Genomic DNA, 26,988 nt, shown 5'->3' with positions numbered 1-26,988 from the left:
CCTTCGGGTCGGGCTTGCGTGCGCTACAAGTGCATATGAATACGCGTGCGGTGGGCTCTTGGTTCCGGATTCCGGTGGGGATTTGGGGGCGGGGGCCCGCTGTTCTGTTGGGGGGAGGTGGTTGTTGGGGGGAGGGGTGCGGGGGGGTGTGGGGGTTGCAGGGGGGCGTGGGGGTGTCGCTCAGGTTGTGGTGACGACTACCGTCTTGGCCGGTTTGTCGTGCAGGCCCTGCTTGTACGGCTTGTCGAAGAAGCTCCAGCCGCCGCAGATCGCCGTCCAGATGCAGGCGCAGCAGAAGGCGAACGGGATCCACAGGATCGCCGCGCGGATCAGCGAAGTCTGCACCGACGGGGTGTTGCCGTTGTCCAGATTGGCCACCCGCAGCTTCAGCCACTTCTTGCCGAGCGTCTGACCGGTCCGGGAGATCAGGAAGGTGTCGTACGCCATGTAGAGGACGGCGGCGACGGCGGACTGCGCGAGCGAGCGGCTCACCTGGACGTTGTCGCCGTTGACGTTGTACTCGTCCACGTTGAATCCCCAGGTGATCAGCCAGACCACGATGCCGACCAGGATCATGTCGATGATCCGGGCCAGCGTGCGCCGGCCGCTGTCGGCGAGCGGGGGCATCCCGGCGAGCGGGTCCCCCGGGTAGCCGCCGGGGGGTGCGCCGTAGGGGGACTGGTTGCCGTAGGGGTTGCCGCCGTAGGGGGGTGGGGGGTGCGCGCCCGGGGGTGGGGGGTGCCCTCCGGGGGGTGGCTGGTCTCCGCCGGGGGGTGGGGGTGGTTGGTTGCCGCCAGGTGGTGGGGGTGGCTGGTTGCCGCCGGGGGGTGGGGGTGGCTGGGGGGCGTCGTAGGGTGAGCCCGCGCCTTCCCCGGGCGGGGGCTGCTTCCTGAACGGGTCGTCGTCCGGCGGCTCACCGGAACCGGGGGGCGGTGGGGTGCTCATGGCCCGAGTGGACCGCGAACACCCCGGCTCCGCATCCGGCGAGGGGCCGTCCGGAGTACGGCCCGATCACCGGGGACGCGTCCGTTGACCGCCCGTCATCCGGTCACTTCTCAGCCCGCCACGAACGTCCCGGCCGCCTTGTCGTGCCAACACTGGCGCCACGGCTTGTCGAACAGGCACCACAGGACGCCGATCAGCCCGAAGCAGAGCAGCCCCGGCACGCTGTAGACCAGCCAGCGGCGCAGCGCCGCGCCGAAGGTCGGGGCCTCGTGCGCCTCGATGTCCCGCACCTGGAGGCCGAGCAGCCGCTTGCCCAGGGTGCGGCCCCACTTGGCGGTGGGCAGGGCCTCGTAGAGGACGCCGAAGAGGAGCAGGACGCCGAGGATGATCGCGAGATAGACCGAGGTCGTGCCGTCCAGCAGCCAGACGGTGACGGTCCGTCCGGAGAGCCTGGCCTCGTCGATCTTCGCGTTGACGTGGTCCAGGGCCCTGGTGCCGAGCGGTACGGCGGCGACGGCGGTGACCGCGAGGACGGCGAGGGTGTCGACCAGCCGGGCGGCGAGCCGCTTGCCGAGCCCGGCGGGGCGGGCGGCGGCCTGACGGCGGGCCATGGCCTGGAAGGGGTCGTCGGCCGGGGGGCGCCAGGGCGTCACCGGCTCGTCCCCGGAGCCGACGGCTCCGCCGGACGCCCCGGCCAGTCGGTGCACCTGCTGCGCCCAGGAGGACTGTCCGCCGCCGGGGCCGCTGGTGAGGGGGGTGCCGGGCTGTGGGGGGACGGGGCGGGGGGGTGTGGGGGCCTGGGCGGGGGTGGGGTTGGGGGCGGGGTTGGGGGTGTGGTGCTGGGTGGGGGTGGCTTGTGGGGGGACTGCTGGGGCTTGGGCCTGGGCTTGGGCTTGGGGCTGGGGGGTGTTCGGGCGGGCGGCGGTGGAGCCGGGGCCCGGGGTGCGGGGAGGTACCGGGCGGAAGGTCATGGTGCCGTCGTCGGGGATGTGGGTCGCCGGGCGGCGGAAGACGAAGGTGCTGCCGGAGCCGGGGGCCTCGCCCGCGTCCGTGCCGGGGGCCTCGGGGGTGGAGGGGGGCGGGATGCTGGCGGTGCCGTCGGTGCGGGAGGAGTGGCCTTGGGGGTGGGGAGGGGTGGAGGTGGGGGTGGGCTGCTGGTCGTTGGTGGGGGCGGCGATACGGGGGTCGGGCTGGGGGGTGGACCGGGGGCCGGACTGGGGGTCGGGCTGGGGGGAGCCCCAGGAGACGCGGCGGTCCTGGTCGGCGCCGAAGCCGGACTGGTGGTTGCGGTCGGCGCCCCACGCGGCGGCCGGTTCGGGGCGGCTGCCGTACTGCTCGCCGGGGGCCGGGGGCGGCTCGGGGTCCTCGTCGAAGAAGTGCGGGCCGGTCTCCTCTACCGGGGACACCGGGGAGGGCGGGGACGCCTGGGAGATCGGGGACGCTGAGGAAGCCGGGGTGGCTGGGGTGTTGGTGGCAGGGGCAGGGGCAGGGGGTGCGGGCCGGGTGCCCGGCGGGGGGCTGAGCGGTTCGCCGGCGGCCGGGGCGGGGCGGCTGGTGCCGGGCACCCACGCGGCGCCGTTCCAGTAACGGACGTATCCGGGGATGGAGGGGTCCGGGTAGTACCCCTCACGGGGCCTGTCGTCGCCTGGTGCCGGGGTTGGGGCGCTCATGTCCGTCGTCCCGTATCTGCTCGGAGGTGGGTAAGGGGGGCTCCACATCTATCAGACCGGCGCAAGGGGCAGGAGCCGTCCGGGCGGACGGGGGTGGTGAGGGGACGAATGTGCTAGGCGCCCCGCGGGGCGGGAGGACAGGGGGCAGCGCCCCGGTCCGTCGCATCGCTCGCGGGAGCCGTTCAAAAAAAGTTGGTGAAGTCGCGTAATGCTGGGCGCTCTGCCCTCTCTGTGTCCTCGCGGGTCCGTGGATGCGGCCCCGTTGGGACAAGAGAGGAAGTGCGTGTCATGCATACCGTCGTGGAACGTGAACTGGAGCTGAAGCTCATCCTGTCGCCCGAGCGGAGCGTTCCGGTGCCGGCCCGGCTGAGCTACCGCACCGATGATCCCTACGCCGTGCACATCTCCTTCCACATCAACTCCGATCATCCGGTCAACTGGACGTTCGCACGCGAACTGCTCGTGGAGGGGGTGTTCCGGCCGTGCGGGCACGGGGATGTGCGGGTGTGGCCGACGAAGGTCGAGGGGCGCAGTGTGGTGCTGATCGCGCTGAGTTCGCCGGACGGCGACGCCCTGCTGGAGGCGCCGACGGCGCCGGTGTCGGCCTGGCTGGAGCGGACGCTGAGGGTGGTCCCCCCGGGCTCTGAGGCCGAGCAGCTCGGCATCGACGACGGCCTCGCCGAGCTGCTGGCCCCGACCCCGGCCGACGATCTGTGGCTGCGCGACCCGTGGCCCTCGGACGAGTCCCAGGACGGGGAGTGAGCGGGGGCGTGGGAGGCGGTGGGGTCAGAAGAGCTTGCCGGGGTTCAGGATGCCCTGCGGGTCGAAGACCTGTTTGACGGCCCGCTGCATCTCCAGTCCCACGGGGCCGATCTCGCGCGCCAGCCACTCCTTCTTCAGGACGCCCACGCCGTGCTCGCCGGTGATCGTGCCGCCGAGTTCCAGGCCCAGGGCCATGATCTCGTCGAAGGACTCGCGGGCGCGCCGGGACTCGTCGGGGTCCTGCGCGTCGAAGCAGACCGTGGGATGGGTGTTGCCGTCGCCCGCGTGGGCGCAGACCCCGATGGTCAGGCCGTACTTGTCGGCGATCCGCTCGACGCCTTCGAGCATGTCGCCGAGGCGGGAGCGGGGCACGCACACGTCGTCGATCATCGTGGTGCCCTTGACGGCCTCCAGGGCGGTCAGGGACAGGCGGCGGGCCTGGAGGAGGAGTTCGGACTCGGCGGCGTCGTCGGCGGGGACGACCTCGGTGGCGCCCGCCGCCTCGCACAGGGCGCCGACCGCAGCGAGGTCCGGGCCGGGGTCGGGGGTGTCGAAGGCGCAGAGCAGCAGCGCCTCGGTGGTCTCCGGGAGGCCCATACGGGCCAGTTCGTTGACGGCGCGGACGGTCGTCCCGTCCATCAGTTCCAGCAGGGACGGGACATGGCCGCGTTCCATGATCCGGCACACGGCGTCGCAGGCGGCGGCTGCGGAGGAGAACTCGGCGGCCAGGACGAGCTGCTCGGGCGGCTTGGGGCGCAGCCCGAGCACCGCGCGGACGACGACCCCGAGGGAGCCCTCGGAGCCGACGAACAGGCGGGTGAGGTCGTATCCGGCGACGCCCTTGGCGGTGCGGCGGCCGGTGCTCATCAGACGGCCGTCGGCGAGGACGACGTCCAGTCCGAGGACGTACTCGGCCGTCACCCCGTACTTGACGCAGCACAGGCCGCCGGAGGCGGTGCCGATGTTGCCGCCGATGGTGCAGGTCTCCCAGCTCGACGGGTCCGGCGGGTAGTAGAGGCCGTGTTCGCCGACCGCGCGGGAGAGGGTGGCGTTGACGACGCCGGGTTCGACGACGGCGATCCGGTCGACCGGGTTGATCTCCAGGATGCGGTCCATCTTGATCAGGGACAGCACGATGCAGCCCTCGGTGGCGTTGGCGCCGCCGGAGAGGCCGGTGCGGGCGCCCTGGGGGACGACCGGGACGCGCAGCTCGCTCGCGGTGCGCAGGACGTGCTGGACCTGCTCGACCGTCCGGGGCAGCACCACGACCGCCGGGGTGCCGGCGGGGCAGAAGCTCGCCATGTCGTTGGCGTAGGAGGCGGTGATGTCGGGGTCGGTCAGGACGGCCTCGGCCGGCAGGCCCGCCAGCAGCCGGTCGGTGAGGTTGCCCTGGACCGCGTCGGGTGCGGCTTCGATACGGCTCATGATCACAGCGTGACACCCCAGGGCCATCGGTGTGAACCCCCACAGGCAACCGCTCCGGCCACCGGGGTGCGACGTCCGTCGGGCGCAGAGTGGGCGGCATGGGTATGGGCAGCGGCACGGGCAGGGGCAGTGACAGGGGCACGGGCAGTGACAGGGGCAGGGGCAGGGGCAAGGAGATGGGCAGGGGGAGGGGGACGGGGATGGGTGGCGGTGCGGGTGGGGTGTGGGGGATGGGGGCGGAGGGGGGCGGCCCGGGTGGGGTGCGGGGGGCGGGGGCGGAAGGGGGCGGCCCGGGTCCGGGTGGGGTGCGGGGGGCGGGGGCGGAAGGGGGCGGCCCGGGTCCGGGTGGGGTGCGGGGGACGGGCGCGGGGAAGGACGGTCCGGGTGGGCCGCAGGGGGCGGGCGCGGGTGGGGCGCGCGGGACGGGTCTGGGTGGGCCGCACGGGGCAGGCGCGGGTGGGCCGGGGATGGTGGGGGTGGAGGGGACGCGGGGGGCGGATCAAGCGGGTCCCGGAGGGGCACGGGAAGCGGATCTCAGAGGCGCACGGTGGATGGATCGCGGAGGGGCGCCGAAGGCGGATCCGGGAGAGGCGGCCCGGTGGACGGATCACGCAGGGGCGCCGGAGGCAGGTCCAGGAGAGGCCCGGTGGACGGATCCGAGGGAGACGCGGGACACGGATCCCGGAGGCGCGCCGGAGGCGGACCCCCGGGCGCCGTACTGGGTGGGCGCGGGCCGGGCGCAGGGGATGGGCGCGGGTGGGCCGCAGGGAACCGATCCGGGAGGGGCGCACTGGGGGGACCCAGGAGGAGCGCGATGGGGGGACCCGGGAGGAGCCGGGTGGGTGGATCCGGGCGGGCCACAGGAGTTGGACGCGGGTGGCCCCCGGTGGGTGGAACTGGACGGGCCGTACGGGGCGGACCGCAGAGCACCACAGGAGACGGATCCCCGAGACGCCCGGTGGGCAGACCCGGGCAGGCCACAGCAGACGCCCGCGGGTGAGCCACAGTGGGTGGAACTGGACGGGCCGCTGACGACGGACCATGGAGGGCCCCGGAGGACGGATCCCGGCGGAGCGACGCGCTGGACCGAGCCGGGCGGGACGACCCGCACGAGGGAGCCGGGCGGGACGCCGGGGCGGGAAGGGGGCGGCACGCGGAGGGCGGCGGCCCGCAGGACGCGGCGCGTGGACCCTGGTGGGGCAGATCCCGGTGGGGCGGAACCCGGGGACGTCGGAGGGCCCCGCCCTCGTCGTCGTGGATTGCGGAGGGTGGTCAAGGCGCTGTTGATCGTTTCGCTCGCCGGGTGTCTGGTGGTCGGTGGGATGTGGGCGTGGCGGTGGTGGCGTCCGGTGGAGGCGCCGCCGGCACCCCCCGGTCCGGGGGCGCTGGCGCAAGCGGCGGTCATGGGCGGGGTGCCGGCCGCGCGGTCCGGTCTGGCGGTGCTGATCGCCGAGCAGGAGCGCCGGGTGCGGGAGCGGCCGAAGGACGCGCAGGCGTGGGCGGTGCTCGGGATGGCGTACGTGGAGCAGGGGCGGCGGTCCGCGGACGCCTCCTACTATCCGACGGCGGAACAGGCGCTGCGGACGTCGATGAGCGTGCGCCCGCGGGCGAACGTTCCGGCGCTCCAGGGGCTCGCCGCCCTGGCCAGCGCCCGGCGGGACTTCCCGGCGGCCCGGGAGTGGGCGGAGGAGGCGCAGCGGCACGACGTGCGGCGCTGGACGACGTATCCGCAGCTCATCGACGCCTATGGCGGGCTCGGTGAGCACAAGGCGGTGAAGAAGGCGCTGGACCAACTGATGGAGCTGCGTTCGGCACCGGCCGTGAGCGCGCGGGCCGCCGGGGTCTACCGGGATCTGGGCTGGCGGGAGGACGCGGCGGCGGTGCTGGCCGACGCGGCAGCCGCCGCCGAGCAGCCAGCCGAGCGGGCGGCCTGGCTGGAGCGGGCCGGGCAACTGGCCTGGGAGCGCGGCGAGCGGGAGGTGGCGCTGCGGCACTTCGCGGAGGCGTTGCGCACCGATCCCGACCAGCGGGCCGCGCAGGCGGGCTGGGGGCGGGCGCTGGCCGCGCTGGGGCGTACCTCGGAGGCGCTGAGCGCGTACCGGGCGGCGCTGGCGGCGCAGCCGTCCCCGGAGTGGGCGCTCGAACTGGGTGAGCTGTACGAGTCGCTGGGGCTGGGCCGGGCCGCGCAGGCGCAGTACGACCTGCTGCTCACCGGGGCGCGGAACGCGGCGGCGGGCGGGGTGGACGAGGATCTGGTGCTCGGCCGGTACGAGGCCGATCACGGGGACCCGCGCGAGGCGGTGCGGCTGCTGCGCGCGGAGTGGGCGCGGCAGCCGTCGACGGCGGTGGCGGACGCGCTGGCCTGGGCGCTGCACCGCACCGGGGAGGACGAGGAGGCGCTCAGGCTGGCGGCCCGTGCGACGGAGGCCCGTGACGGGGGCGGGGTGCGCAGTGCGTTGTTCGCTTACCACCGGGGGATGATCGAACGATCATTGGAGCGATCGGGTCCGGCACGGCGGCATCTCGCAGAGGCGCTCCAGATCAATCCCTACTTCTCCCCGCTGCACGCCCCGGCGGCCCGCACGGCGCTGCGGGAACTGGGCGAGCCGGGGGTGGGGGACGTGCCGGAGGAACTGGGCGGGGAGGGGTGACGAGGGGCGGCCGGTCGGGCAGGATGTGCGGTGTTCCCGGATGTGGCCGGGCAATGTGTTCAGTGCGGGGGCGGATGAGGCGGGTCCTTGTGCGGAGGACCGGCGGAGGCGGAGGCCGACGTGGCGATCGATCGGCTGGACGGGCGGATCATCGTGCTGCTGGCGCGGGAGCCGCGGATCGGGGTGCTGGAGATGTCCCGGCGGCTCGGCGTGGCGCGGGGCACCGTACAGGCCCGCCTGGACCGACTTCAGTCGAATGGCGTCATCCGGGGATTCGGGCCGCAGGTCGATCCGGCCGCCCTGGGCTATCCGGTCACGGCGTTCGCCACCCTCCAGATCCGGCAGGGGCAAGGGCCGGATGTGCGGGCGCACTTGGCGACCGTCCCGGAGGTGCTCGAACTGCTCACCACGACCGGCACCGGGGACATGATGTGCCGGCTGGTCGCCCGCTCCAACGCCGATCTTCAGCGGGTGATCGATCGCGTCGTCGGTTTTGATGGCATCGTCCGGGCCTCCACGGCGATCGTCATGGAGAACCCCGTTCCGCTGCGGATCATCCCGCTGGTGGAACAGGCGTCGCTCCAGGAGTGACGGCCGCCCTCGGGGTCCGGCGCGGAGGACGCAGTCGGGCCGGCCGACCGGGGTGAGCGCGGGTGAACTTCTGGGAGTACCTGAGCAACCAGCACAAGCAACTGCTCGTCGACGCCTACCAGCACGCCAGCGCGGTGTTCCAGTGCATGGTGGTGGCGACGCTGATCGGGGTGCTCGTCGGGGTGGTCACCTACCGCACGGAGTGGGCGGCCGGGCTCGCCACCACCGCCACCTCCACCCTGCTGACCATTCCGTCGCTGGCCATGATCGGTCTGCTGATCCCGGTCGTGGGTCTGGGCGTGCCGCCGACGGTGATCGCGCTGACCCTGTACGGACTGCTGCCGATCGTGCGGAACTCGATCGTCGGGCTGCGCGGAGTCGATCCCACCCTGGTGGACGCCGCCAAGGGCATCGGGATGTCCCGGTTGGCCCGGCTGGCGCGGATCGAGCTGCCGCTGGCCTGGCCGCCGATCCTGACCGGTATCCGGGTGTCCACGCAGATGCTGATGGGGATCGCCGCCATCGCCGCCTATGCCTCGGGTCCCGGCCTCGGCAATGAGATCTTCCGGGGGATCGCCTCCCTGGGCAGCAGGAACGCGCTCAACCAGGTCCTCGCGGGCACGCTCGGGATCGTCGTCCTCGCCCTGCTGTTCGACGCCGCGTATGTGCTGATCGGGCGGCTGACCATTCCCAGGGGGATCCGTGCCTGACGCCGCCGACACCGCCGACACCGCGGGCACTGTCACGGGGGCCGCCGAAGCCGCCACCGGCACCACCGGTACCACCGGCACCAGCAGCGCCACTGGTGCCACCGGGGCCACGATCGAGCTGGAGAACCTCAGCAAGCGGTATCCGGGCCACTCCCGGCCCGCCGTGGAGAACGTCTCCATGGAGATCAAGGCGGGCGAGATCGTCGTCTTCGTCGGGCCGTCGGGGTGCGGGAAGTCCACCACGCTCAAAATGATCAACCGGTTGATCGAACCGACCGGTGGCCGTATCCGGATCAACGGTGAGGACGTGACCGACATCGATCCGGTCAAGCTGCGCCGCAAGGTCGGGTACGCCATCCAGTCGTCGGGGCTGTTCCCCCATATGACGGTCGCACAGAACATCGCGCTCGTGCCGCGGATGATCGGCTGGTCGAAAGCGCGGATCAACGAGCGGATCGAGGAGATGCTCGATCTGGTGGGGCTCGATCCGGGCGAGTTCCACGGCCGCTATCCCCGGCAGCTCTCCGGCGGGCAGCAGCAGCGGGTGGGGGTGGCGCGGGCGCTGGCGGCGGATCCGCCGGTGCTGCTGATGGACGAACCGTTCGGCGCGGTCGATCCCATCACCCGTGATCACTTGCAGGACGAGCTGATCAGGCTCCAGCACGAACTCCACAAGACCATCGTGTTCGTCACACATGACTTCGATGAAGCGATCAAGCTGGGTGATCGGATCGCGGTGCTGCGGGAGCGTTCACACATCGCGCAGTTCGACACGCCCGAAGCGATCCTGACCAACCCGGCGGACGACTTCGTGTCCGGTTTCGTCGGCGCGGGCGCGGCCCTGAAGCGGCTGAACCTGACCCGGGTGCGGGACGTGGAGGTCACCGACTATCCGACGGTGACCGTCGACGACCCGCTCCAGGACATCTTCACCATGCTCCACGCCAGCGGAACGAACGAGATCCTGCTGCTCGACAAGCGCGGCAGGCCCTACAAATGGCTGCGGCGCGGCGATCTGATGCGGGCCAAGGGCTCGCTCGCGCGGGCGGGCACCCTGGTGCACGACACGGTCACCCGGGACGCCACCCTGCGGGACGCGCTGGAGGCGGTGCTCACCGACAACGCCGGGCGGGTCGCGGTGACCGGGCGGCGCGGCGAGTACACGGGCGTGGTCGACATGGAGACGCTCATGAACTCCGTGCACGAACTGCTGGAGGCCGACCGGCTCGACGCCTTGGAGCACCAGCACGCACTCGCCGAGGCCCGCGCCCACCGGACGCAGGCCGAGCAGGAGGGCGGCACCGGGGCGGAGGCGACGGCGTGACCACTTCGTCCGATCGGAGCCGCCCGCCGGGCGAGCACGACGTCAAGGGCCACCCCTTCCGGGACGAGGGCGAGGTCGCGGCGGACCGGGAGTCCCCTCCCCCGCGGCGCACCGCGCCCCACCCGGTCACCTGGCAGAAGCTGACCTTCCTGCCGGCGTTCCTGGTGGCGCTGCTGCTGGGAACCTGGCTGTGGTTCGAACAGGCGGACCTGGACACGATCTCCGAGAACGCGCTCGCGCACGGGGCGGTCTCCAAGGCGCTCTGGCAGCACGTGCAACTGACCGTGATCTCCACGTTCTTCGTGCTGATCATCGCGATCCCGGGCGGCATCCTGCTCACCCGCCGGGCGTTCCGCAGGGCCCAGCCGGTGGCCATGACCATCGCCAACATCGGCCAGGCCACCCCGGCGATCGGTCTGCTGGCGCTGCTGGTGATCTGGCTGGGCATCGGCACCAGGGCGGCCCTGATCGGGATCATCATCTACGCACTGCTGCCGGTGCTGGCCAATACGATCGCCGGGCTGCGCGCGAACGATCCGACGCTGCTGGAGGCCGCCCGCGGGATCGGCCTGTCCGCCACGGGGGTGCTCTCGCGCGTGGAGCTGCCGCTCGCGGTGCCGCTGATCCTGGCCGGGGTGCGCACGGCCCTGGTGCTCAATGTCGGCACGGCCACCCTGGCGACCTTCGGCGGGGGCGGCGGCCTGGGGGTGCTGATCACCACCGGCATCACCACGCAGCGGATGCCGGTCCTGATGCTCGGTTCGATCCTGACCGTCTCGCTCGCCCTGCTGGTGGACTGGCTGGCCTCGCTGGCGGAGCTGCTGCTGCGGCCCAAGGGGCTGGAGACGGGCACATGAGGACGACCGTACGGGGGCGAAGGCTCCGTCTGGCGCTGGCCGGGGCGATGCTCGTGGCGGCCCCGGGCTGCGGGCTGACCAGTGGCTCGCCCATGGTGGACGATGTTCGTCCGGGATCGATCGGTCAGGGCGAACCGCTCAAGGGCGCACAACTGACCGTGACCTCAAAAGAGTTCACCGAACAGCTCATCCTGGGGGCGATCATGGGGATCGCCTGGGAGGCGGCCGGAGCGGAGGTGCTCGACCGCACCGGCATCCAGGGTTCGATCGGCGCCCGCGAGGCGGTCCGAAGCGGCGAGGCCGACGGGATGTACGAGTACACCGGCACGGCCTGGATCACCTATCTCGGCAACAGCGAGCCGATCCCCGACGGCGCGAAGCAGTGGGCGGCGGTCCGCACGGCGGACGCGGCCAACGGCCTGACCTGGCTCCCGGCGGCCCCCCTCAACAACACCTACGCCCTCGCCATGAACCAGGCCAACTTCGAGAAGTACGGCACCCGGACGCTCTCCGAGGTGGCCGCGCTGTCCCGGTCCGACCCGGGCGCGGTGACGCTGTGCGTGGAGGGCGAGTTCGCCAACCGCGCGGACGGACTGCCGGGCCTCCAGAAGGCGTACGGCATGCGGGTCCCCGTCGCGAACATCACGCAGATGGACACCGGGATCATCTACACCCAGACCGCGAAGGGCGCCTGTACGTACGGCGAGGTGTTCACCACGGACGGGCGGATCAAGTCCATGAACCTGGTGGTGATGCGGGACGACCGGAAGTTCTTCCCGATCTACAACGCGGCACCCGAGATCAACACCAAGGCGCTGGAGAAGTGGCCGGCCATCGCGGACGTACTCGATCCGATCACCGCGAAACTGACCGACGCGGTCGCGCAGACACTCAACGCACGGGTCGATGTGAACGGCGACGATCCGCACGACGTGGCCCTGGACTGGCTCAAGGCAGAGGGGTTCGTCAAGGAGGGGTGACGGGGGGCGTGCTCAGGGGCGAGCGCATCACAAAGAAGCCGTTGCAAAGAAAGTCTTGCAAGGACTCCTTTGCAAGGCTACCTTTGCATGCATGGACGGCAGCGATGGCAGCAACGCAGGGCACGGGAACGACGCTCAGGACTTCCACGTCCGCCCCCTGGACGCCCGTTCACTGCGCGGGCTGGCCCATCCCTTGCGCATGCAGTTGCTGCGGGAGCTGCGGCTGAACGGTCCCGCGACCGCGTCGATGCTCGCCGAACGGCTGGCCGAGTCCAGCGGCGCGACCAGCTACCACCTGCGGCAGCTCGCCGCCCACGGCTTCGTCGAGGACGCGCCCGAGCACGGCCGGGGGCGCGAACGCTGGTGGCGCGCCGCCGATCAGGGCGTCAGCCTCGACACCACCCAGCTCCGGGACGCCGATCCGGCCACCCGCGGCGCCGCCGAGGCGTTTCTGCACGAGGTCGCCAGCATGCACGCCCGTGAGGTGTCGACCTGGGTCGGCACCCGTGACGACTGGGCGCCGGACTGGTCCGAGGGCACCGACCTCAGCGACTGGACGCTGCGGCTGACACCGGAGCAGTCCGCCGACCTCGTCCGGGACATGCACCGCCTGCTGGACGCCTACCGGGCCCGCGAGACCCCCGGGGCCCCCGTGGTGCGCGTCCACACGCACACCTTCCCGATCGCCACCGAGCCCGAGAGGCCCGCGCCATGACGTACGCCGAGTCCCACTCAGCCCTGCACCGGCTGCGCGCCGCCGAACTCCGTGCCGAGGCCGACGCCCACCGGCTCGCCCGCGCGGCGCGCCGACCCCGGGATCTGCGCACCCGGGTGGGGTGGACCCTGGTGGAGGTGGGGCTGCGGCTGGTGAACCCACCGCGCCGCCCGACGGCGCTCCCAACCTGATCCTCCCCGGTGGTGCTCCCGACCTGATCCCCCGGCCCGCCGCCCGGCAGTACTCCCGAAACCGGCCCCCCGGCCCCCCGGCCCGCCACCCGACGGCCCGCCCGGACCGGCCCCCGCCCCGCCTCGGCCCGCCCTCGCCTCAGCAGCTCGGTACGGACCCGGAGCCCGTCTCCAGCGCCACCAGGGAGTCCACGGCCCCGTCCAGTGTCGTCACCGGGATCAGCCGCAGGCCCGCCGGCAGCTCCGCCCGCGCGTCACCGCACTCCGCCTCCGGGACCAGGAACACGGTGGCCCCGTCGCGCCGCGCGGCCTGGGTCTTCAGGGCCACTCCCCCGACGGCGCCGACCTTGCCGTCCGCGGTGATCGTTCCTGTTCCGGCGATCGTTCGACCACCGGTGAGATCGCCGCCGCGGCCGTCGCCGTCGAGCTTGTCGATGATGCCGAGGGAGAAGAGCAGACCCGCACTGGGGCCGCCGACGTCAGCCAGTTCAAGGGTGACCTTCACCTCGCTGCCGCTCAGGCCGAGATGCGAGAGCGCCGCCCGGGTGGCGACGTCCTGCGACTCCTCCATCTGCTGGGCGTTGTACTGCTCGATCTCCCGGACGCTGTCCCCGCTCGGGTAGACCGCGTCCCGCGGCATGACCGCCCGGTCGGTGCTGAACCAACTGTCGATCACCTCGCCCAGCCCGATGTTCGTGTCCGGACCGGTCGCCTCGATCGTGGTCATCCGGAGCTGTCCGGAGGTCTCACGGGTCGACGCGCCGGAGATGGTGATCACGGGGTCGCCCTGGTTGTCACCGAGCACATTCGCGGTCAGACCGGGCTGCGCCACCACGAACGGCAGCGGCGCGAGCACGGCCGTGGCGATCAGCGCCACGACGGGCACGGCACAGACGGCGAGGGCCTGGGGGCGTGTGAGGCGAGAGAGCACGGGATCAATCTAACGGCGCGAACGGAAACGGTCCGCCTCCGGGTTCCCGGACGACCGGGCCCCTCCGGCCGCACACCGACGCCGACAGTCATCACCGACCACGCGCCGACGATAAAAGCGATCACCGACCGCACACCGGCGGTGAAAGTGATCGCCACCCGCACGCCAGTGGTCGGGTGGGCTCAGCGGAGCGCCTCCGCGACCTCCCGCGCCGCGTCCACCACCCGCAGCCCCACCCGCTCCGGCACCGCGTCCGACAGCATGACCACCCCGACGCTGCCCTCCACCCCGCTGACCCCGAGCAGCGGCGCCGCCGCGCTGCTGGCACCGGCCTCCAGTTCCCCGTGCGCGAGGGTGTACCCGGGGTCGTCCAGCGGCTGGTGCCGGGCGGCGAGGATCGCCTTCCCGGCGGCACCCCGGTCCAGCGGATGCCGGAATCCGGCGCGGTAGGCCACGTGGTAGTCGGTCCAGGTGGGTTCGACCACGGCGACGGCGAGCGCGTCGGAACCGTCCACCAGGGTCAGATGCGCGGTCGCCCCGATGTCCTCGGCGAGCGAGCGCAGCGCGGGCAGCGCCGCCTCCCGTACCAGCGGGTGCACCTGGCGGCCCAGGCCCAGTACCCCGAGCCCGACCCGGGCCCGTCCGCCCAGGTCGCGCCGGACGAGTGCGTGCTGTTCCAGGGTCGCCAGCAAGCGGTAGACGACGGTCCGGTTGACGCCCAGTTTGTTGGAGAGTTCGGTGACGGTCAGCCCGTGGTCCGTATCGGCCAGCAGTTTGAGGACCCGCAGGCCCCGGTCGAGCGTCTGAGAGGTCTCCGCGGTCACGACGCCCACTCCTTAGTGGTGAGGTCGGCGGCCTCCTGGGCGGCGGGGCATCACCGAGTCCCGGTCGGCGACGCGCATCAGAGGCTGCCGATCGGCCGACGGCCCGACGGCGTCCGGGCCCAAGTCGCTTCACGGCTGCGCTCCGCGGCGACGCTGCCACGGGGCGTGTGCGTAGCGGGACAGTAGCGAGCCGGTTCGCTCAGCGGAAGGCTCCGTCCAGAATCCGGTCAATGGCCGGTATGGACTTGCTCACATTGACCGGATACGCGCGGGACTGTCCAGGGACGTTCGTTCGCACAAAGCAACAACGATCTCGCGCATGATCGCTCTGTTGATCATGCGCGCGGGAGGGCCGTCGAGAGGCTCTCAAGGCACCCGGGGCCGTGCTTCGCCCCGGCGGGCCCGCCCCGCCTCACCGCATCCGGGTGGCCCACTCCTGCACCTTGGCGATCCGCTGCCGCAACTGCCCGGCGGTCGCCTCCGCGCTGGGCGGGCCGCCGCAGACCCGCCGCAGTTCGGTGTGGACGACACCGTGCGGCTTGCCGCTCTGGTGGACGTAGGCGCCGACCATGTTGTTGAGCTGGCGGCGGAGTTCCATCAGCTCCTTGTGGCTGACGACCGGGCGACGGTCGGCGGGGAGTTCGAGCAGGTCGGCCTCGGTGTCCGGCTTCTTGCGGCTGTGCGCGATCTGGCGGGCCTGCCGCTTCTGGAGCAGCATCTGCACCTGGTCCGGCTCCAGCAGCCCCGGGATGCCGAGATAGTCCTGCTCCTCCTCGCTGCCGGGGTGGGCCTGCATCCCGAACTCGGCGCCGTTGTACATCACCCGGTCGAAGACGGCGTCCGACTCCAGCGCCTCGAAGGGCAGCATGTCCTGGTCGCCGGTGTCCTCGTCCTGCTGCCGCTCGGCCTCCGCGAGGAGCTTGTCCTCCTCGGCGTACGGGTCCTCCTCGCCGTCCTTCTTGGGCTTGTCGAGGACGTGGTCGCGTTCGCGTTCCATCTCATTGGCGAACCCGAGCAGATCGGGCACGGTCGGCAGGAAGACGGACGCCGTCTCGCCGCGCCTGCGCGAGCGCACGAAACGCCCGACGGCCTGCGCGAAGAACAGCGGCGTCGAGATCGTCGTCGCGTACACGCCGACCGCGAGCCGGGGCACGTCGACGCCCTCGGACACCATCCGCACCGCGACCATCCAGCGGTCCGTGCCGCCGCTGAACTCGTCGATCCGGTCGGAGGCGCCGGAGTCGTCCGACAGCACGACGGTCGGGCCGTGCCCGGTGATCTCCCGGATGAGCTTGGCGTAGGAGCGGGCGGAGTCCTGGTCGGTGGCGATGACCAGCGCGCCGGCGTCCGGGATCGCCTTCCTGACCTCGGTCAGCCGCTGGTCGGCGGCGCGCAGCACGGCCGGCATCCACTCACCGCGCGCGTCCAGCGCCGTACGCCACGCCTGGCTGACCGCGTCCTTGGTCATCGGTTCGCCGAGCCGGGCCTCGATCTCGTCGCCCGCCTTGGTGCGCCAGCGCATGTTGCCGCTGTAGGAGAGGAATATGACCGGCCGCACGACACCGTCCGCGAGCGCCGAGCCATAGCCGTAGGTGTAGTCGGCGGAGGAGCGGCGGATGCCGTCCGCGCCCTCCTCGTACGCCACGAACGGGATCGGGTTGGTGTCGGAGCGGAACGGCGTACCGGTCAGCGCGAGGCGGCGGGTGGCGGGCTCGAACGCCTCCAGACACGCCTCGCCCCAGGACTTGGAGTCGCCGGCGTGGTGGATCTCGTCCAGGATGACCAGCGTCTTGCGCTGCTCCACGCGGTTGCGGTGCAGCATGGGGCGCACGCCGACGCCCGCGTAGGTCACCGCGACCCCGTGGTACTCCTTGCTGAGCGGGCCCGCGCTGTACTCCGGGTCCAGCCGGATCCCTATCCGGGCCGCCGCCTCCGCCCACTGCTTCTTCAGATGCTCGGTGGGCGCGACCACCGTCACCTGCTGCACGACATGGTGGTGCAGCAGCCAGGAGGCCAGGGTCAGCGCGAAGGTGGTCTTCCCGGCGCCGGGCGTCGCGACCGCGAGGAAGTCGCGCGGCTGATCCTGGAGGTACTTCTCCATCGCCCCCTGCTGCCAGGCCCGCAGCTTGCTCGCGGTACCCCAGGGAGCCCGGCCGGGGAAGGCGGGCGAGAGGTGATGGGAGTGGCCGGTGGCGGCAGAGGCAGTCATCTGGGTGGAGGTGGGGGCAGGCGACGGGCGGGCGGTAGTCACGGTCTCCGGTCTGTGGTCGGGCGACGGCTGTTGGGCGTCGTAGCGGTAGCGGTTGCGACGCCGTACCGGGCTACGTATGACAACCGGGCCACCCTACCGGCGCCCCGCACCGGTCAACGCGCGGACGATGCCGGGTCGCCCGCGGGTGGGACCCAGGTCACATCCCCGGGGCAGCCGCCCGGACCGGGTCGGGCACCCGCAGTCTGCGGGTCACCCAGGCCCCGACCAGCGCGATCACCGCCATCGGCAGGAACACCACCGCGAAGGCGGCCGGTGAACCGCCGGAGGCTCCGGTCGCGGCATGACTGACCGTGCCCCCGCCGAGGGCGGCGAAGGCGGCACCGCCGAGGGCCAGCAGCATGACGTTGGACAGCCCGTCGGAGATCTGGAGCGCGGCCGAGTTGGAGCCCGCCTCGCTCGGCGCGGACAACTGGAGCAGCAGCACACTGCTGGAGGCGATCACCAGCCCCATCCCGAAGCACCCGAACGCCCAGGCCGCGGCCAGCGTCCAGACCGGCACCGACTCGATCAGCACACTCGGCGCCGCCGCGATGGCCGCCGCGACCAGCACCATCCCCAGCGTCATCAGCCGCTCCCGGTACGGCTCCAGCCGCTGCCGGGACTGCACCCACGACCCCAGCGCCCAGGTCACCCCGCCCGCCGCCAGGGAGAACCCGGCCAGTGTCGGGCTCAGCCCCCGCTGGGTCACCAGCATCAGCGGCACGAACGACTCCGCCGCGATGAACGACCCGGCCGCCATGCCCCGCAGCAGCACCACCGACGGCAGCCCTCGCGCCGCCCGGTAGGTGCCGCGCGGCAGCAGCCCCAGCACGGCTGGCACCAGCAGCGCGGCGCCCAGGACGCCGGGCACCAGCGACAGCCAGCGCAGATCCTGCGCCGCGTACTGGAGGAGCCCTGCGCCCAGCGAGATCCCGAACGCCAGCTTGATCCGCCGCCGGTCGAACGACGGCCCGCCCTCACCGCTCCCGTCCGCCGGGCCCTTCAGCCGCCGGATCTGGGGCAGCGCGAGCGCCAGCGGCAGCACCACCAGGGCCGGTATGCCGAGGAACACCCAGCGCCAGCCGATGTGCTCGGTCACCGCGCCCGCCGCCAGCGGCCCGACGATCGACGGCACCACCCAGCTCGCCGCGAACGCCGCCATGATCGCGGGCCGCAACCGCTCCGGATAGGCCCGGCCGACCACCACGTACAGCGACACGATCACCAGGCCGCCGCCCAGCCCCTGCACCGCGCGCCCCAGGATGAAGGGCCACATCGCCTGGGCCGTCCCCGACAGCAGCAGCCCCACCGCGAACGAGGCGATCCCGGCCGTCACCGGGCCCAGCGGCCCGCGCCGGTCCGACCACTGCCCCGCGAGCACCATCCCGAACAGGCTCGTGGTGAAGTACCCCGAGAACGCGAACGCGTACAGCGACACCCCGTCCAGCTCCCGCGCTGCGACCGGCATTGCCGTTCCTACTGCCGTCGCCTCGAAGGCGATCAGCAGCACCACCGAGGTGATCCCGATGCTGAGTGCCCGGTAGGGCCTGCCCAGCACACCTTCCTCCGGCCCGCCGGACGGCCCTCCTGCGGGTGCGGTCGCGCCGGCGACATCGGTGTCGCGTGGTACGCGAGGTATCGGGGTCGTCATGACCAGCAGCGTAAGGGCCGCAGTCGAGTTTTACCCCTGTCGGAGGACTGTCGTCCTCTGAGACCTTCGTCCTACATCCGCCCTACACCTCCCTGAATCACCCCCATGAACCATGGACGGCACGGCATCACCGCCATGAACCACGGGCGCATGTGAACGCCGCATGGCAGTCCCGTTGCAGCACCCCCGGTCCCCTTGAGTCCCCTGTGTCCCTCGGCCTACCGTCGTTCTCACCACGACCGTGTGCCCGAGAGGCTCAGGGGCTGGACTGCAAATCCAGTTACGCGGGTTCGATTCCCGCCACGGTCTCCACGTCATTCCGGTCTCCGTCACTACGGTCTCCTTCATCCCGGTCTCCGTCATTCCGGTCTCCCCGTCGTCCTGCGAGGCGGGCTGGAGCTGCGGCAGAGGCGGGGAGCGACGGCTCTCCTCCCCCCTCTCCCCTCCTCTCCCCCCTCCCCCACTTCTCATCCCGCTCACAGAGTGCGGTGGTTGTCTCGGGGCTTCGCCGAGCCCCACCTCACTCGCCCCGGAGGCCGAGCCGTGTCCCGGAACCACCCGAATCACCCCTTTCACCTTCCTCGCCGTACCGTTCTCGGCGGCGCCGCGCTCGCTGCTCTCACCGCTGCCCTCGGCACCGGTTCCGCCACCGCCGCGCCCTCCTCGACCGCGACGGCCTCCACCACCCGGCCCACCGCCGCGTGGCCCACCGAGATCCCGCTCCCCGACGGCTTCCTGCCCGAGGGCATCGCCATCGGCACCGGTCCCTACGCCTACTTCGGCTCCCGCGCCGACGGGGCCGTGTACCGCGCGAAGCTGCGCACCGGCCGGGGCACGCTGGTCTACGCGGGCGAGACCGGCACCGCCACCAACGGTCTGAAGATCGACGGCGACGGACTGCTCTATCTGTCGTCGGGGTCCACCGGGGGCGCCGCCCGGGTCGTGGACTCCCGCACCGGCGAACTGGTCGCCCACTACCGGCTCACCGACCCGACCGGTCACTTCATCAACGACGCCGTCCTCCTCGGCGACCGGGCGTGGTTCACCGACTCCTACGGCGCCGTCCTCCACGGCGTCCCGCGCGGGCGGCGCACCGGCACGGTCCGCGCGCTGCCGCTCGGCGGCGACTGGGTGCAGCCCGCCAGCGGGATCGGCGCCAACGGCCTGGTCGGCACCGCCGACGGCAGGGCCCTGATCGTCGTCGGCGGCGGCCGGCTCTACCGCGTCCCCCTGGACACCGGCACCGCGGTCGAGATCGCCCTGAGCGGCACCTCCTCCCTCACCTACGGCGACGGCCTGCTGCGGGTCGGCCGCACCCTCTATGTCGTCCAGAACCGGCTCCACCAGGTCAGCGTGCTCGATCTGGACGCCGGAGCCCGCACCGCCGTGCTCCGCCGGGTGATCACCGACCCGCGCTACGACGTGCCCACCACCGCCGCCCGCTACGGCGACCGGCTGTATGTGGTCAACGCCCGCTTCGACACACCACCCACGCCCACCACCGCCTACAGCGCGATCGGCGTACCGCTCTGAGGGCGGCCCGTGGGCTCAGGGGACCTCACAGGACTCCGGCGGACTCGTCCTGGAAGAGCCGGGTCCAGTACTCCCAGTCCACCGGGTGGTGGGGGGAGCCCGCGGGGTCGACGGATCTGAGGACCCGGATCATGGTGGCCGCGAGCTGGTCGTAGGCGTCGGTGGTCAGCTCGTGGGACAGTTCGCGGTCGATGGCGCGCTCGCGGTGCAGCAGCCAGAGGGTGAAGGCGAGGGTGGAGACATCCGTGTTGAGCGGGCTGAGGGTCGCCTCCCGCTCGCTCCAGGCCAGCACCTCACCGGTCGCGCCGTCGACCAGCAGGGCGTGATCGTCCACCAGGCGGCCCAGGCGGATCAGGCAGTCCGCACGCGGCGGCAGGGCGTCGGCGGGGAGCCCGCCCTCGTACTCGTCGGCGTAGTACTCGGCGAGGGTCGGCAGCCGTACGTCCGTGTCCAGCGTGAACAGGGTGCCGTCCTCCGGGAGGCCGGTCTCGCGCAGGAAGCGGCGGGTCGGCTCATGGGTGAGCGGGGCCGGGCAGTCGACGTCCTCGAAGTGGGCGAGGCGGCCGGGACCGAACTCACCCTCCAGCAGCCGCGCCGGGAGATCGAGGGTGAGCCCGGAACGGGTGCCCGGACCGGCGACCAGGGCCAGCGGGCGGATCAGCGCGGCCATCTTCCAGTACGGCGCCAGCGCGCCTTCCGAGCCTTCCGAGCCCTCTTCGAAGACCGCCAGGAGCTGCCGGGACGCCTCCTGGGCGGCCTTGGTGCCATGGCGTCCGGCGAAGGCGGCGAACCGGCCGCGCAGCTCGGCCAGTTCCTCCGTCGCCGCGGCGAAGGTGACCAGGGCGCGCAGGGAGGGGGCCAGCGGGCGCGGGGCAGGGGCGGCCGGTGCCGGGGTGGCCGGAGCGGCGGGGGCGGCAGGGGTGGGCGAGGTGGCCGGGAGGTCGAAGGAGAAGTACGCCGTGGTGATCGCGCCCGTCGCGCCGTCGAGCAGGAGCGACTCGCCCGCGCGGCCCCCGGGGGTGAGCAGCCCGCCTACCACCAGGCGGTCGCGCAGCTCCGCCGTGAGGAACCCGGGGTCGGCGGTGGTGTCGGCGACCGTGCGCAGCCCGTCCGTCCGGAGCCGCTCGAAGGTCAGCAGGTCGCTCGCGCAGGGCAGTCCGGGGCCCGTCAGCCAGTGCCGGGTGGGCGCGTGCGTGATGTAGGGGTCCAGGTCGAAATCGGTCAGGGTGATGGCCGCTGTGACGGCGCCGGTCGTGCTCATAGCTCCCCCGTGCATGGTGGTCAGGGGTCGGTCCGTCCGCCCGATCCCGCGGCCGTCCCCACTGCCCGCAACACTACGGGCTGCCACTGACAATGGGCTCCGACCTGCACAAACGCGGTTCGCGGGGCGGATGTTCACCGACCCGGCCCGGCTCGGACCGCCGCTTCCGGCCGCCGGTCCGGCTCCGGCCCGCCCGCTCGGCCGGCGGACGCGCCGCCCGGCCGTCGACGCCCGCAGCATCCGGCCACCCGGTCAGACGTCGAAAGGACCGGCTTGGTTGTTCCGGGGGGCATCCCGGCGGCGACGGTCCGGAGCGCTGTCCCGGCGAACGCGCTCCGGATGTCGCCGCGGTCGCCGTCTCCCGCCCCTCACCCCGAGGTGACCACCGCGGCCTGCGGGCGGATGGGCAGGCGGTTCACCGGGCGGCCGGTGGCCGCGCGGACCGCGGAGGCGATGGCCGCCGGGGAGGCGACGACCGGCACCGCGCTGACCGCCTTCGCGCCGAACGGCGCCACCACGTCCCGCTCCTCGACCAGCTTCACGATCCTGATGTCCGGGGCGTCCAGCGCCGTCGGCAGGGCGTAGCCGGTCAGGTCGGGGTGGCGGATCGTGCCGCGCGGGGTGCGCAGGTTCTCGGTGAGGGCGATGCCGACGCCCTGGGTGACCCCGGCCTCGATCCGCGCCGCGAGCTGCGCCGGGTTGAGGATCCGGCCGACGTCCTGGGCGACCGCCAGCTCCACCACCCGGACCGAGCCCAGCTCGATGTCGACGTCGACCACCGCGCGGATGGCGCAGAAGGCGAGCCCCACGAAGGCGTCGCCCTGGCCGTGCTCGCCGAGCGGTTCGGTCGGGTGCGGGCGGCACTGCGCGGTGGCCCACAGCTCCTTGCCCTCCAGCGCCTCGGCGACGGTCGTGGACAGGACACCGTCGTAGGAGGTGATCTTGCCATCGGCGATCTGGAGGAGTTCGGTGGACATGCCGAACTTGTGCGCCAGGGGCTGGAGGAGCTGGGTGCGGACCATCTTCGCGGCCCGCTCCACCGCGCCGCCGGAGACCCAGGTGTGGCGGCCCCGGCAGCCCGCGCCCGCGGGCGGCTGGTCGGTGTCGACGGGCGCCACATGGACCTCGTCGACGCCCAGGGTCTCCTGGACGATCTGGCGGGCGAGGGTGGTGAAGCCCTGGCCGGACTCGACGGCCGCGCACAGGACCGTGGCGACCCCGTCCTGGACCTTGACGGTGGCCGTGGAGACCTCGTCGGCGCCCTCGGCGCCCAGCATGTGCACCATGCCCAGGCCGTAGCCGACGCCCCGGCGCACCGCGCCCGGCTCGCCCGCGCCCTCGGGGCCGCCGGGCAGCAGCCACTCGTCCTCGGGGGTGTCCTTGGGCAGCGGGGGCAGCGGGAAGTCGCGGACCGCCTGGAGGAGTTCGGCGACCGGCGCGGGGCAGGTCACCGTCTGGCCGATGGGCAGGACGTCGCCGGTGGCGAGGACGTTGCGCAGCCGCAGTTCGGCGGGTTCCACGCCGAGCTTCTTGGCGAGCTTGTCCATCTGCGCCTCGTAGGCGGCGCACACCTGCATGGCGCCCTCGCCCCGGACATGGCCGGAGGGGGGGTTGTTGGTGCGGACCGCCCAGCCCTCGATGAAGGCGTGGGGGACGACGTAGGGGCCGCACGCGAAGGACACGGCGGCGGCCAGCGCCTCCGCCGAGGTGTCCGCGTAGGCGCCCGCGTCCAGCAGGATCTGCGCCTCGACCTTGACCAGCCTGCCGTCGGCGTCGGCGTGGTGCCGGTAGCGCAGCAGGGTGGGATGGCGGTGGACGTGGCCGAGGAAGGACTCCTCGCGCGTGGCGGTGAGTTTGACCGGGCAGCCGGTCTTGAGGGCGAGCAGTCCCAGGGGGAGCTGGAAGCCCTGGTCCTCGCGGTCGGCGGTGGCACCGGGCACACCGGTGACGACGATCTTGACGCGGTCGGGTTCGAGGCCGTAGCAGGCGGCGGCCGTGTCGCGGTCGTTGTGCGGGTCGGTGGAGGCCAGGTACAGCTCCACCCCGCCGTCGGGCCGGGGCACGGCGAGGCCCGCCTCGGCGCCGATGGGGGCGGGGTCCTGGCGGCCGATCCGGTACAGGCCCTCGACGACGATCTCGCCGTCGGCGTCCGGGTCGCCGTGGCGCAGCGGGATGTGGCGGATGAGGTTGCCGTCGGGGTGCAGCGGCTCGGCCTCGAACGCCTGCTCGGGGTCGGTGACCGGGTCGAGCACCTCGTACTCGACGATGACGGCGGCGGCGGCCATCCGCGCGGTGTCGGGGTGGTCGGCGGCGACGGCGGCGATGGGTTCGCCGTGGTGACGGACCACCTCGGAGGCGAAGACGGGCCGGTCGGCCGTGCCCCGGCCGTGCAGGGCGGCGCCGGGCACGTCCTCGTGGGTGACCACGGCCCGCACGCCGGGCATCTCGCGCGCGTGGGAGGTGTCGATGGACAGGATGCGCGCGTGCGGGTGCGGGGAGCGCAGTACGGCGGCCCACAGCAGGCCCTCGGCCCACAGGTCGGCGGCGTAGGGGAAGGTGCCCTCGGTCTTGGCGCGCGCGTCGGCGGCGGGCAGGGACGCGCCGAGGCCGTGCGGGATCGGCTCGGCGGCGGGGACGGCCTCCGCCGTGGTCGCGGTGGCGGCTTCGTTGCTCACGCCTGGCCTCCGTCCTGTCCCGGTCCGGTTCCGTTTCCGTGGCCCTGGTCACGCGCCCGGCCCTGGCCCTGGTTTCTGGGCGGGTCGAACGCCGACGGGTTGACCCCGCCGGACCCGGGGCCCGCCTGGTGAGGGATACGCGCCTCGGTGCCGTCGTGTTCGGCGGACTCGCCGCCGCTGCCCGCGGAGCGCTCCGCGACGACCTCCTGCACGGCGTCGACCACCGCGCGGTAGCCGGAGCAGCGGCACAGGTTGCCGCACAGTGCCTGGCGGGTCTCCAGCGCGGTGGGCGCCGGGTTGCCCTCCAGCAGATCGTGGACGGTCATCGCCATGCCGGGCACGCAGAAGCCGCACTGCACGGCACCGCACCGGGCCAGCGCGCGCTGGACGTCGGAGGGCTGTCCGTCGGCGGCGAGGCCCTCGACGGTGCGCACCTCGCTGCCCGACGCGGTGACCGCGGGCACCAGGCAGGAGGCGACGAGGCGGCCGTCGACCTGGACGTTGCAGGCGCCGCACTCGCCCTGCGAGCAGCCGTCCTTGGCGCCCGCGAGCCCGAGCCGCTCGCGCAGCACATAGAGCAGCGACTCGCCGATCCAGGCCCCGGTGACGGGCCGGTCGGTGCCGTTCACCCGGAGCACGTAGGAGGCGACGGGGTGGTCGTCGTGGGGGGCGGGGGGCGGCTCGGCGGGGGTGTCCGGAGTATCCGGGGTGTCCGGATCGTCATGGGGTTCGGCGGGGTTGGCGGCGGCGGGGGCTCCGTCGCCGTCCGGGACGGCCCCGGTGGCGGGCCCGGCGGCCTCCTCCGGCGCCTCGGAGGTCCCGTCCGGGCCCGAGTCCGCGACGGGCTCCGCCGGGGGCTCCACGGCCCGCTCGGCGGCCCCGGGCACCGCGACCGACCCGGCGGCCACCGACGCACCGGACGCACCGGACAGCTCGGTCCCCCCGGACGCCTCCGGCACCTCCACCGGTCCGGCCCCCGCGGGCCGCGGGCGCGACACGCTGGACGTCACCGGCTCACCGGACGGGACGGGCTCCCCGTAGTGCCGCTCCGGGGTACCGGCGCGCAGATCACCCTCGGGGCGCAGATCGCCCTCCGGGCGCAGGTCGCTCTTGGACAGTGGGGCGCTCTCGGCCCGCGGGGCGCTCTCCGGCCGTACCCCGCTCCCCGGCCCCGCGTCGCCCTCCGGGGCCCATGCCCGGCCCGCGCCGCCCTCGGTGGCCCAGGGCGCGGCGGCGCCCCCGGGGAGCGTCGGCGGCGGGGTGCCGCCCCACTGCTCGACCAGCGCGGACGTGCTGAACTCGCCGGACTCGTCCGGGAGATCGCCGTCCGCCACCGGAATCGACCACTGGCCGGTCACATCGTGGCCCGGCGCGGCGGCGGCCGACGCCTCCGCCGCCACCGCCTCCCCGAAGTTCCACTGCCCGGTGGCACCCGGGTGGTACGCGAATCCGTCGCCGGGCGCGCCCCCGTACTGCTCCTGTGCGGGTCCCTGGTGGCCGGTACCGGTGTCGTCCCCGGCGTGCTGCCACTGGGCGGCGTCCACGGGGGCGGCCGGGAGGGTGGTCCAGGTGCCGGTGGCGGACGGGTCGGTGGCGGCGGGCGCGGCCGGGGTGACCGTGATGGCGGGCGGCACATAGCCGTGGCCGGGTGCGGCGAGCGGGCTGTCGGCGGACGCCATGAGGGCGTCGATACCGCCCTCGGGGAGCTTGACGAAGGCGGTGGCGCCGTCGTCGTACTCGCCCTGGGGCAGCGGGTCCCAGCGGCCCCCGCCCCGGGGGGTGCCCTCTCCGTGCTGGTCGTCGGTCACGACAGCGCCCTCCCCAGTGCTCGTCGGGCCAGCGCGGCGACGGACCGCCGCAGATGCAGTACGGCGGGCGGAAGCTGCGGTACGGAGCCGTCCTCGGCCGGGGCCGGGTCGGGGATGCAGGCGGCGGCCACGTACTCGCCGAAGGCGCTGAGCGCCTCGGGGACAAGCGCGCGGTCGTTGTCCCAGTCGATGAGCCGGGCGACCCACTGCTCGGCGTCCAGGGGGCGCAGCGGCATCGGCGCTATGGCACCGACGGCGCACCGCACCCCGCGCCGGGCGGGGTCCAGGACGAGGGCGACGGAGGCGACCGCGCGGCCGGGGCCGGTACGGGCCGTTGCCTTGAGGAAGACCTGGGGCGCGTGCAGCAGAGGGACGCGCACGAAGCCGATCAGCTCTCCCGCGCGGAGCATCTCGACCCCGGCCAGCAGATGGGAGACCGGGATCTCGCGGCGGGCGCCGTCCGGCCCGGCGATGACGAGGGTGGCCTCCAGGGCGGCCAGCACCGGCAGCGCGTCACCGGTGGGCGAGGCGGAGGCGATGTTGCCGCCGAGGGTGCCGGCGTTGCGGATGTGGGGGGGGCCGGCCGCGCGGGCGGCGGCGGCGAGCGCGGGGATGAGGGCGGCGAAGTCGGGGCGGCCCATCCGCGCGTGGGTGAGTCCGGCGCCCAGCAGCGCGTGGCCGTCCTGGTACTGCCAGCCGCGGATCTCGCTGATCCGGCCGAGGCCGACCAGCGCGGCCGGGCGGAGCTGGCCGGAGTTGACCGAGGTCATGAGGTCGGTGCCGCCCGCGACGGGCACGGCGGCGGGCTGCGCGGTGAGCGCCGCCACGGCCTCGTCGAGCGTCGTGGGCAGCGTGACGGGCTGCGCCGCCTGCGGTGCGTGCGTGGTCAAACCGGCTGCCCCTTCCCGCTGCCCCCACTGTTCCCACCTGTGCGCCGTACGGTACGTGCTGACCGGGCGGACGGGGCAACTCTGGCACATCTTCGCAGGGCACGGACGCGGGGGTCCGCTAGGAGGCATTCACCCGCCTCGTCGTGGGGATGACCCGATTTCACGAGGCATCACCCACGCGCGGCAATTGCTCCTCTTCGATGACCCTTGGGAGCTTTTTTCATTATCTGTTCGGGGACCCGGGGGACCCGGAGACCGGGGGACCACAGATACCCCGGGAACCCCGGGTGAAGAGCCGGGAGGGAGGGAGGGATGATCGGATCCCCCCTCCCGGCTCCCGGCG

General features: G+C 73.3%; 21 protein-coding genes and 1 tRNA gene. 11 read left to right on the top strand and 11 right to left on the bottom strand.

The window, feature by feature from the left end:
* Positions 1 to 180: 180 nt before the first annotated feature.
* Entirely contained in the window at positions 181 to 945 is a 765-nt protein-coding gene (locus tag AB0O01_RS26150) for an RDD family protein (RefSeq protein ID WP_365317010.1), read from the bottom strand.
* A 110-nt stretch (positions 946 to 1,055) separates the two neighbouring features.
* Positions 1,056 to 2,615: an RDD family protein gene (locus AB0O01_RS26145; protein WP_365317009.1), complete on the bottom strand. Its 1,560-nt coding sequence runs from the start codon at positions 2,613 to 2,615 to the stop codon at positions 1,056 to 1,058.
* A 288-nt stretch (positions 2,616 to 2,903) separates the two neighbouring features.
* Here AB0O01_RS26145 and AB0O01_RS26140 point away from each other — a divergent pair, with 288 nt between their 5' ends.
* Positions 2,904 to 3,377 carry an SsgA family sporulation/cell division regulator gene (locus AB0O01_RS26140; protein ID WP_365317008.1) on the top strand — a complete coding sequence of 158 codons (474 nt, stop codon included), beginning with the start codon at positions 2,904 to 2,906 and terminating at the stop codon, positions 3,375 to 3,377.
* 24 nt (positions 3,378 to 3,401) lie between these two features.
* Here AB0O01_RS26140 and AB0O01_RS26135 read toward each other — a convergent pair whose 3' ends face one another.
* Positions 3,402 to 4,808, bottom strand: a complete 1,407-nt coding sequence (locus AB0O01_RS26135) for an FAD-linked oxidase C-terminal domain-containing protein (protein WP_365317007.1) — start codon at positions 4,806 to 4,808, stop codon at positions 3,402 to 3,404.
* A gap of 1,277 nt (positions 4,809 to 6,085) precedes the next feature.
* Here AB0O01_RS26135 and AB0O01_RS26130 point away from each other — a divergent pair.
* From AB0O01_RS26130 to AB0O01_RS26095, 8 genes are all read left to right on the top strand, one after another.
* Positions 6,086 to 7,453, top strand: a complete 1,368-nt coding sequence (locus AB0O01_RS26130; RefSeq protein WP_365317005.1) for a tetratricopeptide repeat protein — start codon at positions 6,086 to 6,088, stop codon at positions 7,451 to 7,453.
* Between the two features lie 120 nt (positions 7,454 to 7,573).
* Complete coding sequence (locus AB0O01_RS26125) at positions 7,574 to 8,044, top strand: Lrp/AsnC family transcriptional regulator (RefSeq protein WP_365317003.1); 471 nt, start codon at positions 7,574 to 7,576, stop codon at positions 8,042 to 8,044.
* A gap of 62 nt (positions 8,045 to 8,106) precedes the next feature.
* Entirely contained in the window at positions 8,107 to 8,754 is a 648-nt protein-coding gene (locus AB0O01_RS26120) for an ABC transporter permease (protein ID WP_365317002.1), read from the top strand.
* A 112-nt stretch (positions 8,755 to 8,866) separates the two neighbouring features.
* Positions 8,867 to 10,078: a betaine/proline/choline family ABC transporter ATP-binding protein gene (locus AB0O01_RS26115; RefSeq protein WP_365317251.1), complete on the top strand. Its 1,212-nt coding sequence runs from the start codon at positions 8,867 to 8,869 to the stop codon at positions 10,076 to 10,078.
* Positions 10,075 to 10,935: an ABC transporter permease gene (locus AB0O01_RS26110; RefSeq protein WP_365317000.1), complete on the top strand. Its 861-nt coding sequence runs from the start codon at positions 10,075 to 10,077 to the stop codon at positions 10,933 to 10,935. Before AB0O01_RS26115 ends, AB0O01_RS26110 begins: the two co-directional genes overlap by 4 nt.
* Complete coding sequence (locus AB0O01_RS26105; RefSeq protein ID WP_365316999.1) at positions 10,932 to 11,915, top strand: glycine betaine ABC transporter substrate-binding protein; 984 nt, start codon at positions 10,932 to 10,934, stop codon at positions 11,913 to 11,915. The genes AB0O01_RS26110 and AB0O01_RS26105 overlap by 4 nt, the downstream gene beginning before the upstream one ends.
* A 91-nt stretch (positions 11,916 to 12,006) precedes the next feature.
* Positions 12,007 to 12,630, top strand: coding sequence for a helix-turn-helix domain-containing protein (locus AB0O01_RS26100; protein WP_365316998.1), 624 nt, complete (start codon positions 12,007 to 12,009; stop codon positions 12,628 to 12,630).
* Positions 12,627 to 12,821, top strand: a complete 195-nt coding sequence (locus AB0O01_RS26095; protein WP_365316997.1) for a hypothetical protein — start codon at positions 12,627 to 12,629, stop codon at positions 12,819 to 12,821. Before AB0O01_RS26100 ends, AB0O01_RS26095 begins: the two co-directional genes overlap by 4 nt.
* Before the next feature lie 139 nt (positions 12,822 to 12,960).
* Here the strand turns inward: AB0O01_RS26095 and AB0O01_RS26090 are convergent, their stop codons facing one another.
* The 4 genes from AB0O01_RS26090 to AB0O01_RS26075 all read right to left on the bottom strand — a co-directional run bounded on the left by AB0O01_RS26090 (position 12,961) and on the right by AB0O01_RS26075 (position 18,478).
* Positions 12,961 to 13,752 (bottom strand): S16 family serine protease, encoded by a 792-nt coding sequence (locus AB0O01_RS26090; RefSeq protein WP_365316995.1) that lies wholly within the window; start codon positions 13,750 to 13,752, stop codon positions 12,961 to 12,963.
* A gap of 182 nt (positions 13,753 to 13,934) precedes the next feature.
* Complete coding sequence (locus tag AB0O01_RS26085; protein ID WP_355738529.1) at positions 13,935 to 14,576, bottom strand: helix-turn-helix domain-containing protein; 642 nt, start codon at positions 14,574 to 14,576, stop codon at positions 13,935 to 13,937.
* Positions 14,577 to 14,988: 412 nt separating this feature from the next.
* On the bottom strand, positions 14,989 to 16,785 hold the full coding sequence (locus AB0O01_RS26080; RefSeq protein ID WP_365316993.1) for a DEAD/DEAH box helicase: 1,797 nt from the start codon (positions 16,783 to 16,785) through the stop codon (positions 14,989 to 14,991).
* A gap of 199 nt (positions 16,786 to 16,984) precedes the next feature.
* Complete coding sequence (locus AB0O01_RS26075; protein WP_365316992.1) at positions 16,985 to 18,478, bottom strand: MFS transporter; 1,494 nt, start codon at positions 18,476 to 18,478, stop codon at positions 16,985 to 16,987.
* Between the two features lie 237 nt (positions 18,479 to 18,715).
* On the opposite strand from AB0O01_RS26075, the gene AB0O01_RS26070 reads away from it, so the two are divergent.
* A tRNA-Cys gene (locus tag AB0O01_RS26070) sits at positions 18,716 to 18,790 on the top strand.
* 231 nt (positions 18,791 to 19,021) lie between these two features.
* Positions 19,022 to 20,011 carry a superoxide dismutase gene (locus AB0O01_RS26065; RefSeq protein ID WP_365316990.1) on the top strand — a complete coding sequence of 330 codons (990 nt, stop codon included), beginning with the start codon at positions 19,022 to 19,024 and terminating at the stop codon, positions 20,009 to 20,011.
* Positions 20,012 to 20,036: 25 nt separating this feature from the next.
* Here AB0O01_RS26065 and AB0O01_RS26060 read toward each other — a convergent pair whose 3' ends face one another.
* From AB0O01_RS26060 to AB0O01_RS26045, 4 genes are all read right to left on the bottom strand, one after another.
* Positions 20,037 to 21,272, bottom strand: coding sequence for an SUKH-4 family immunity protein (locus AB0O01_RS26060; RefSeq protein ID WP_365316988.1), 1,236 nt, complete (start codon positions 21,270 to 21,272; stop codon positions 20,037 to 20,039).
* Positions 21,273 to 21,640: 368 nt separating this feature from the next.
* Positions 21,641 to 23,947: a molybdopterin cofactor-binding domain-containing protein gene (locus tag AB0O01_RS26055; protein WP_365316987.1), complete on the bottom strand. Its 2,307-nt coding sequence runs from the start codon at positions 23,945 to 23,947 to the stop codon at positions 21,641 to 21,643.
* Positions 23,944 to 25,755: a 2Fe-2S iron-sulfur cluster-binding protein gene (locus AB0O01_RS26050; protein ID WP_365316986.1), complete on the bottom strand. Its 1,812-nt coding sequence runs from the start codon at positions 25,753 to 25,755 to the stop codon at positions 23,944 to 23,946. Before AB0O01_RS26050 ends, AB0O01_RS26055 begins: the two co-directional genes overlap by 4 nt.
* Positions 25,752 to 26,645 carry an FAD binding domain-containing protein gene (locus AB0O01_RS26045; protein ID WP_365316983.1) on the bottom strand — a complete coding sequence of 298 codons (894 nt, stop codon included), beginning with the start codon at positions 26,643 to 26,645 and terminating at the stop codon, positions 25,752 to 25,754. The genes AB0O01_RS26050 and AB0O01_RS26045 overlap by 4 nt, the downstream gene beginning before the upstream one ends.
* Between the last annotated feature and the right edge of the window lie 343 nt (positions 26,646 to 26,988).

It is taken from the genome of Streptomyces sp. NPDC093252 (assembly GCF_040683675.1).
Taxonomy (GTDB): Bacteria; Actinomycetota; Actinomycetes; order Streptomycetales; family Streptomycetaceae; genus Streptomyces.
Note: the sequence above shows the minus strand (reverse complement) of the source record. Positions and strands in the feature narration are given on the sequence as shown.

Coding starts and splice junctions, on each gene's coding strand:
- AB0O01_RS26095 (WP_365316997.1), top strand. CDS start 12,627: ATGACGTACGCCGAGTCCCACTCAGCCCTGCACCGGCTGCGCGCCGCC.
- AB0O01_RS26075 (WP_365316992.1), bottom strand. CDS start 18,478: ATGACGACCCCGATACCTCGCGTACCACGCGACACCGATGTCGCCGGC.
- AB0O01_RS26100 (WP_365316998.1), top strand. CDS start 12,007: ATGGACGGCAGCGATGGCAGCAACGCAGGGCACGGGAACGACGCTCAG.
- AB0O01_RS26140 (WP_365317008.1), top strand. CDS start 2,904: ATGCATACCGTCGTGGAACGTGAACTGGAGCTGAAGCTCATCCTGTCG.
- AB0O01_RS26145 (WP_365317009.1), bottom strand. CDS start 2,615: ATGAGCGCCCCAACCCCGGCACCAGGCGACGACAGGCCCCGTGAGGGG.
- AB0O01_RS26105 (WP_365316999.1), top strand. CDS start 10,932: ATGAGGACGACCGTACGGGGGCGAAGGCTCCGTCTGGCGCTGGCCGGG.
- AB0O01_RS26060 (WP_365316988.1), bottom strand. CDS start 21,272: ATGAGCACGACCGGCGCCGTCACAGCGGCCATCACCCTGACCGATTTC.
- AB0O01_RS26080 (WP_365316993.1), bottom strand. CDS start 16,785: ATGACTGCCTCTGCCGCCACCGGCCACTCCCATCACCTCTCGCCCGCC.
- AB0O01_RS26150 (WP_365317010.1), bottom strand. CDS start 945: ATGAGCACCCCACCGCCCCCCGGTTCCGGTGAGCCGCCGGACGACGAC.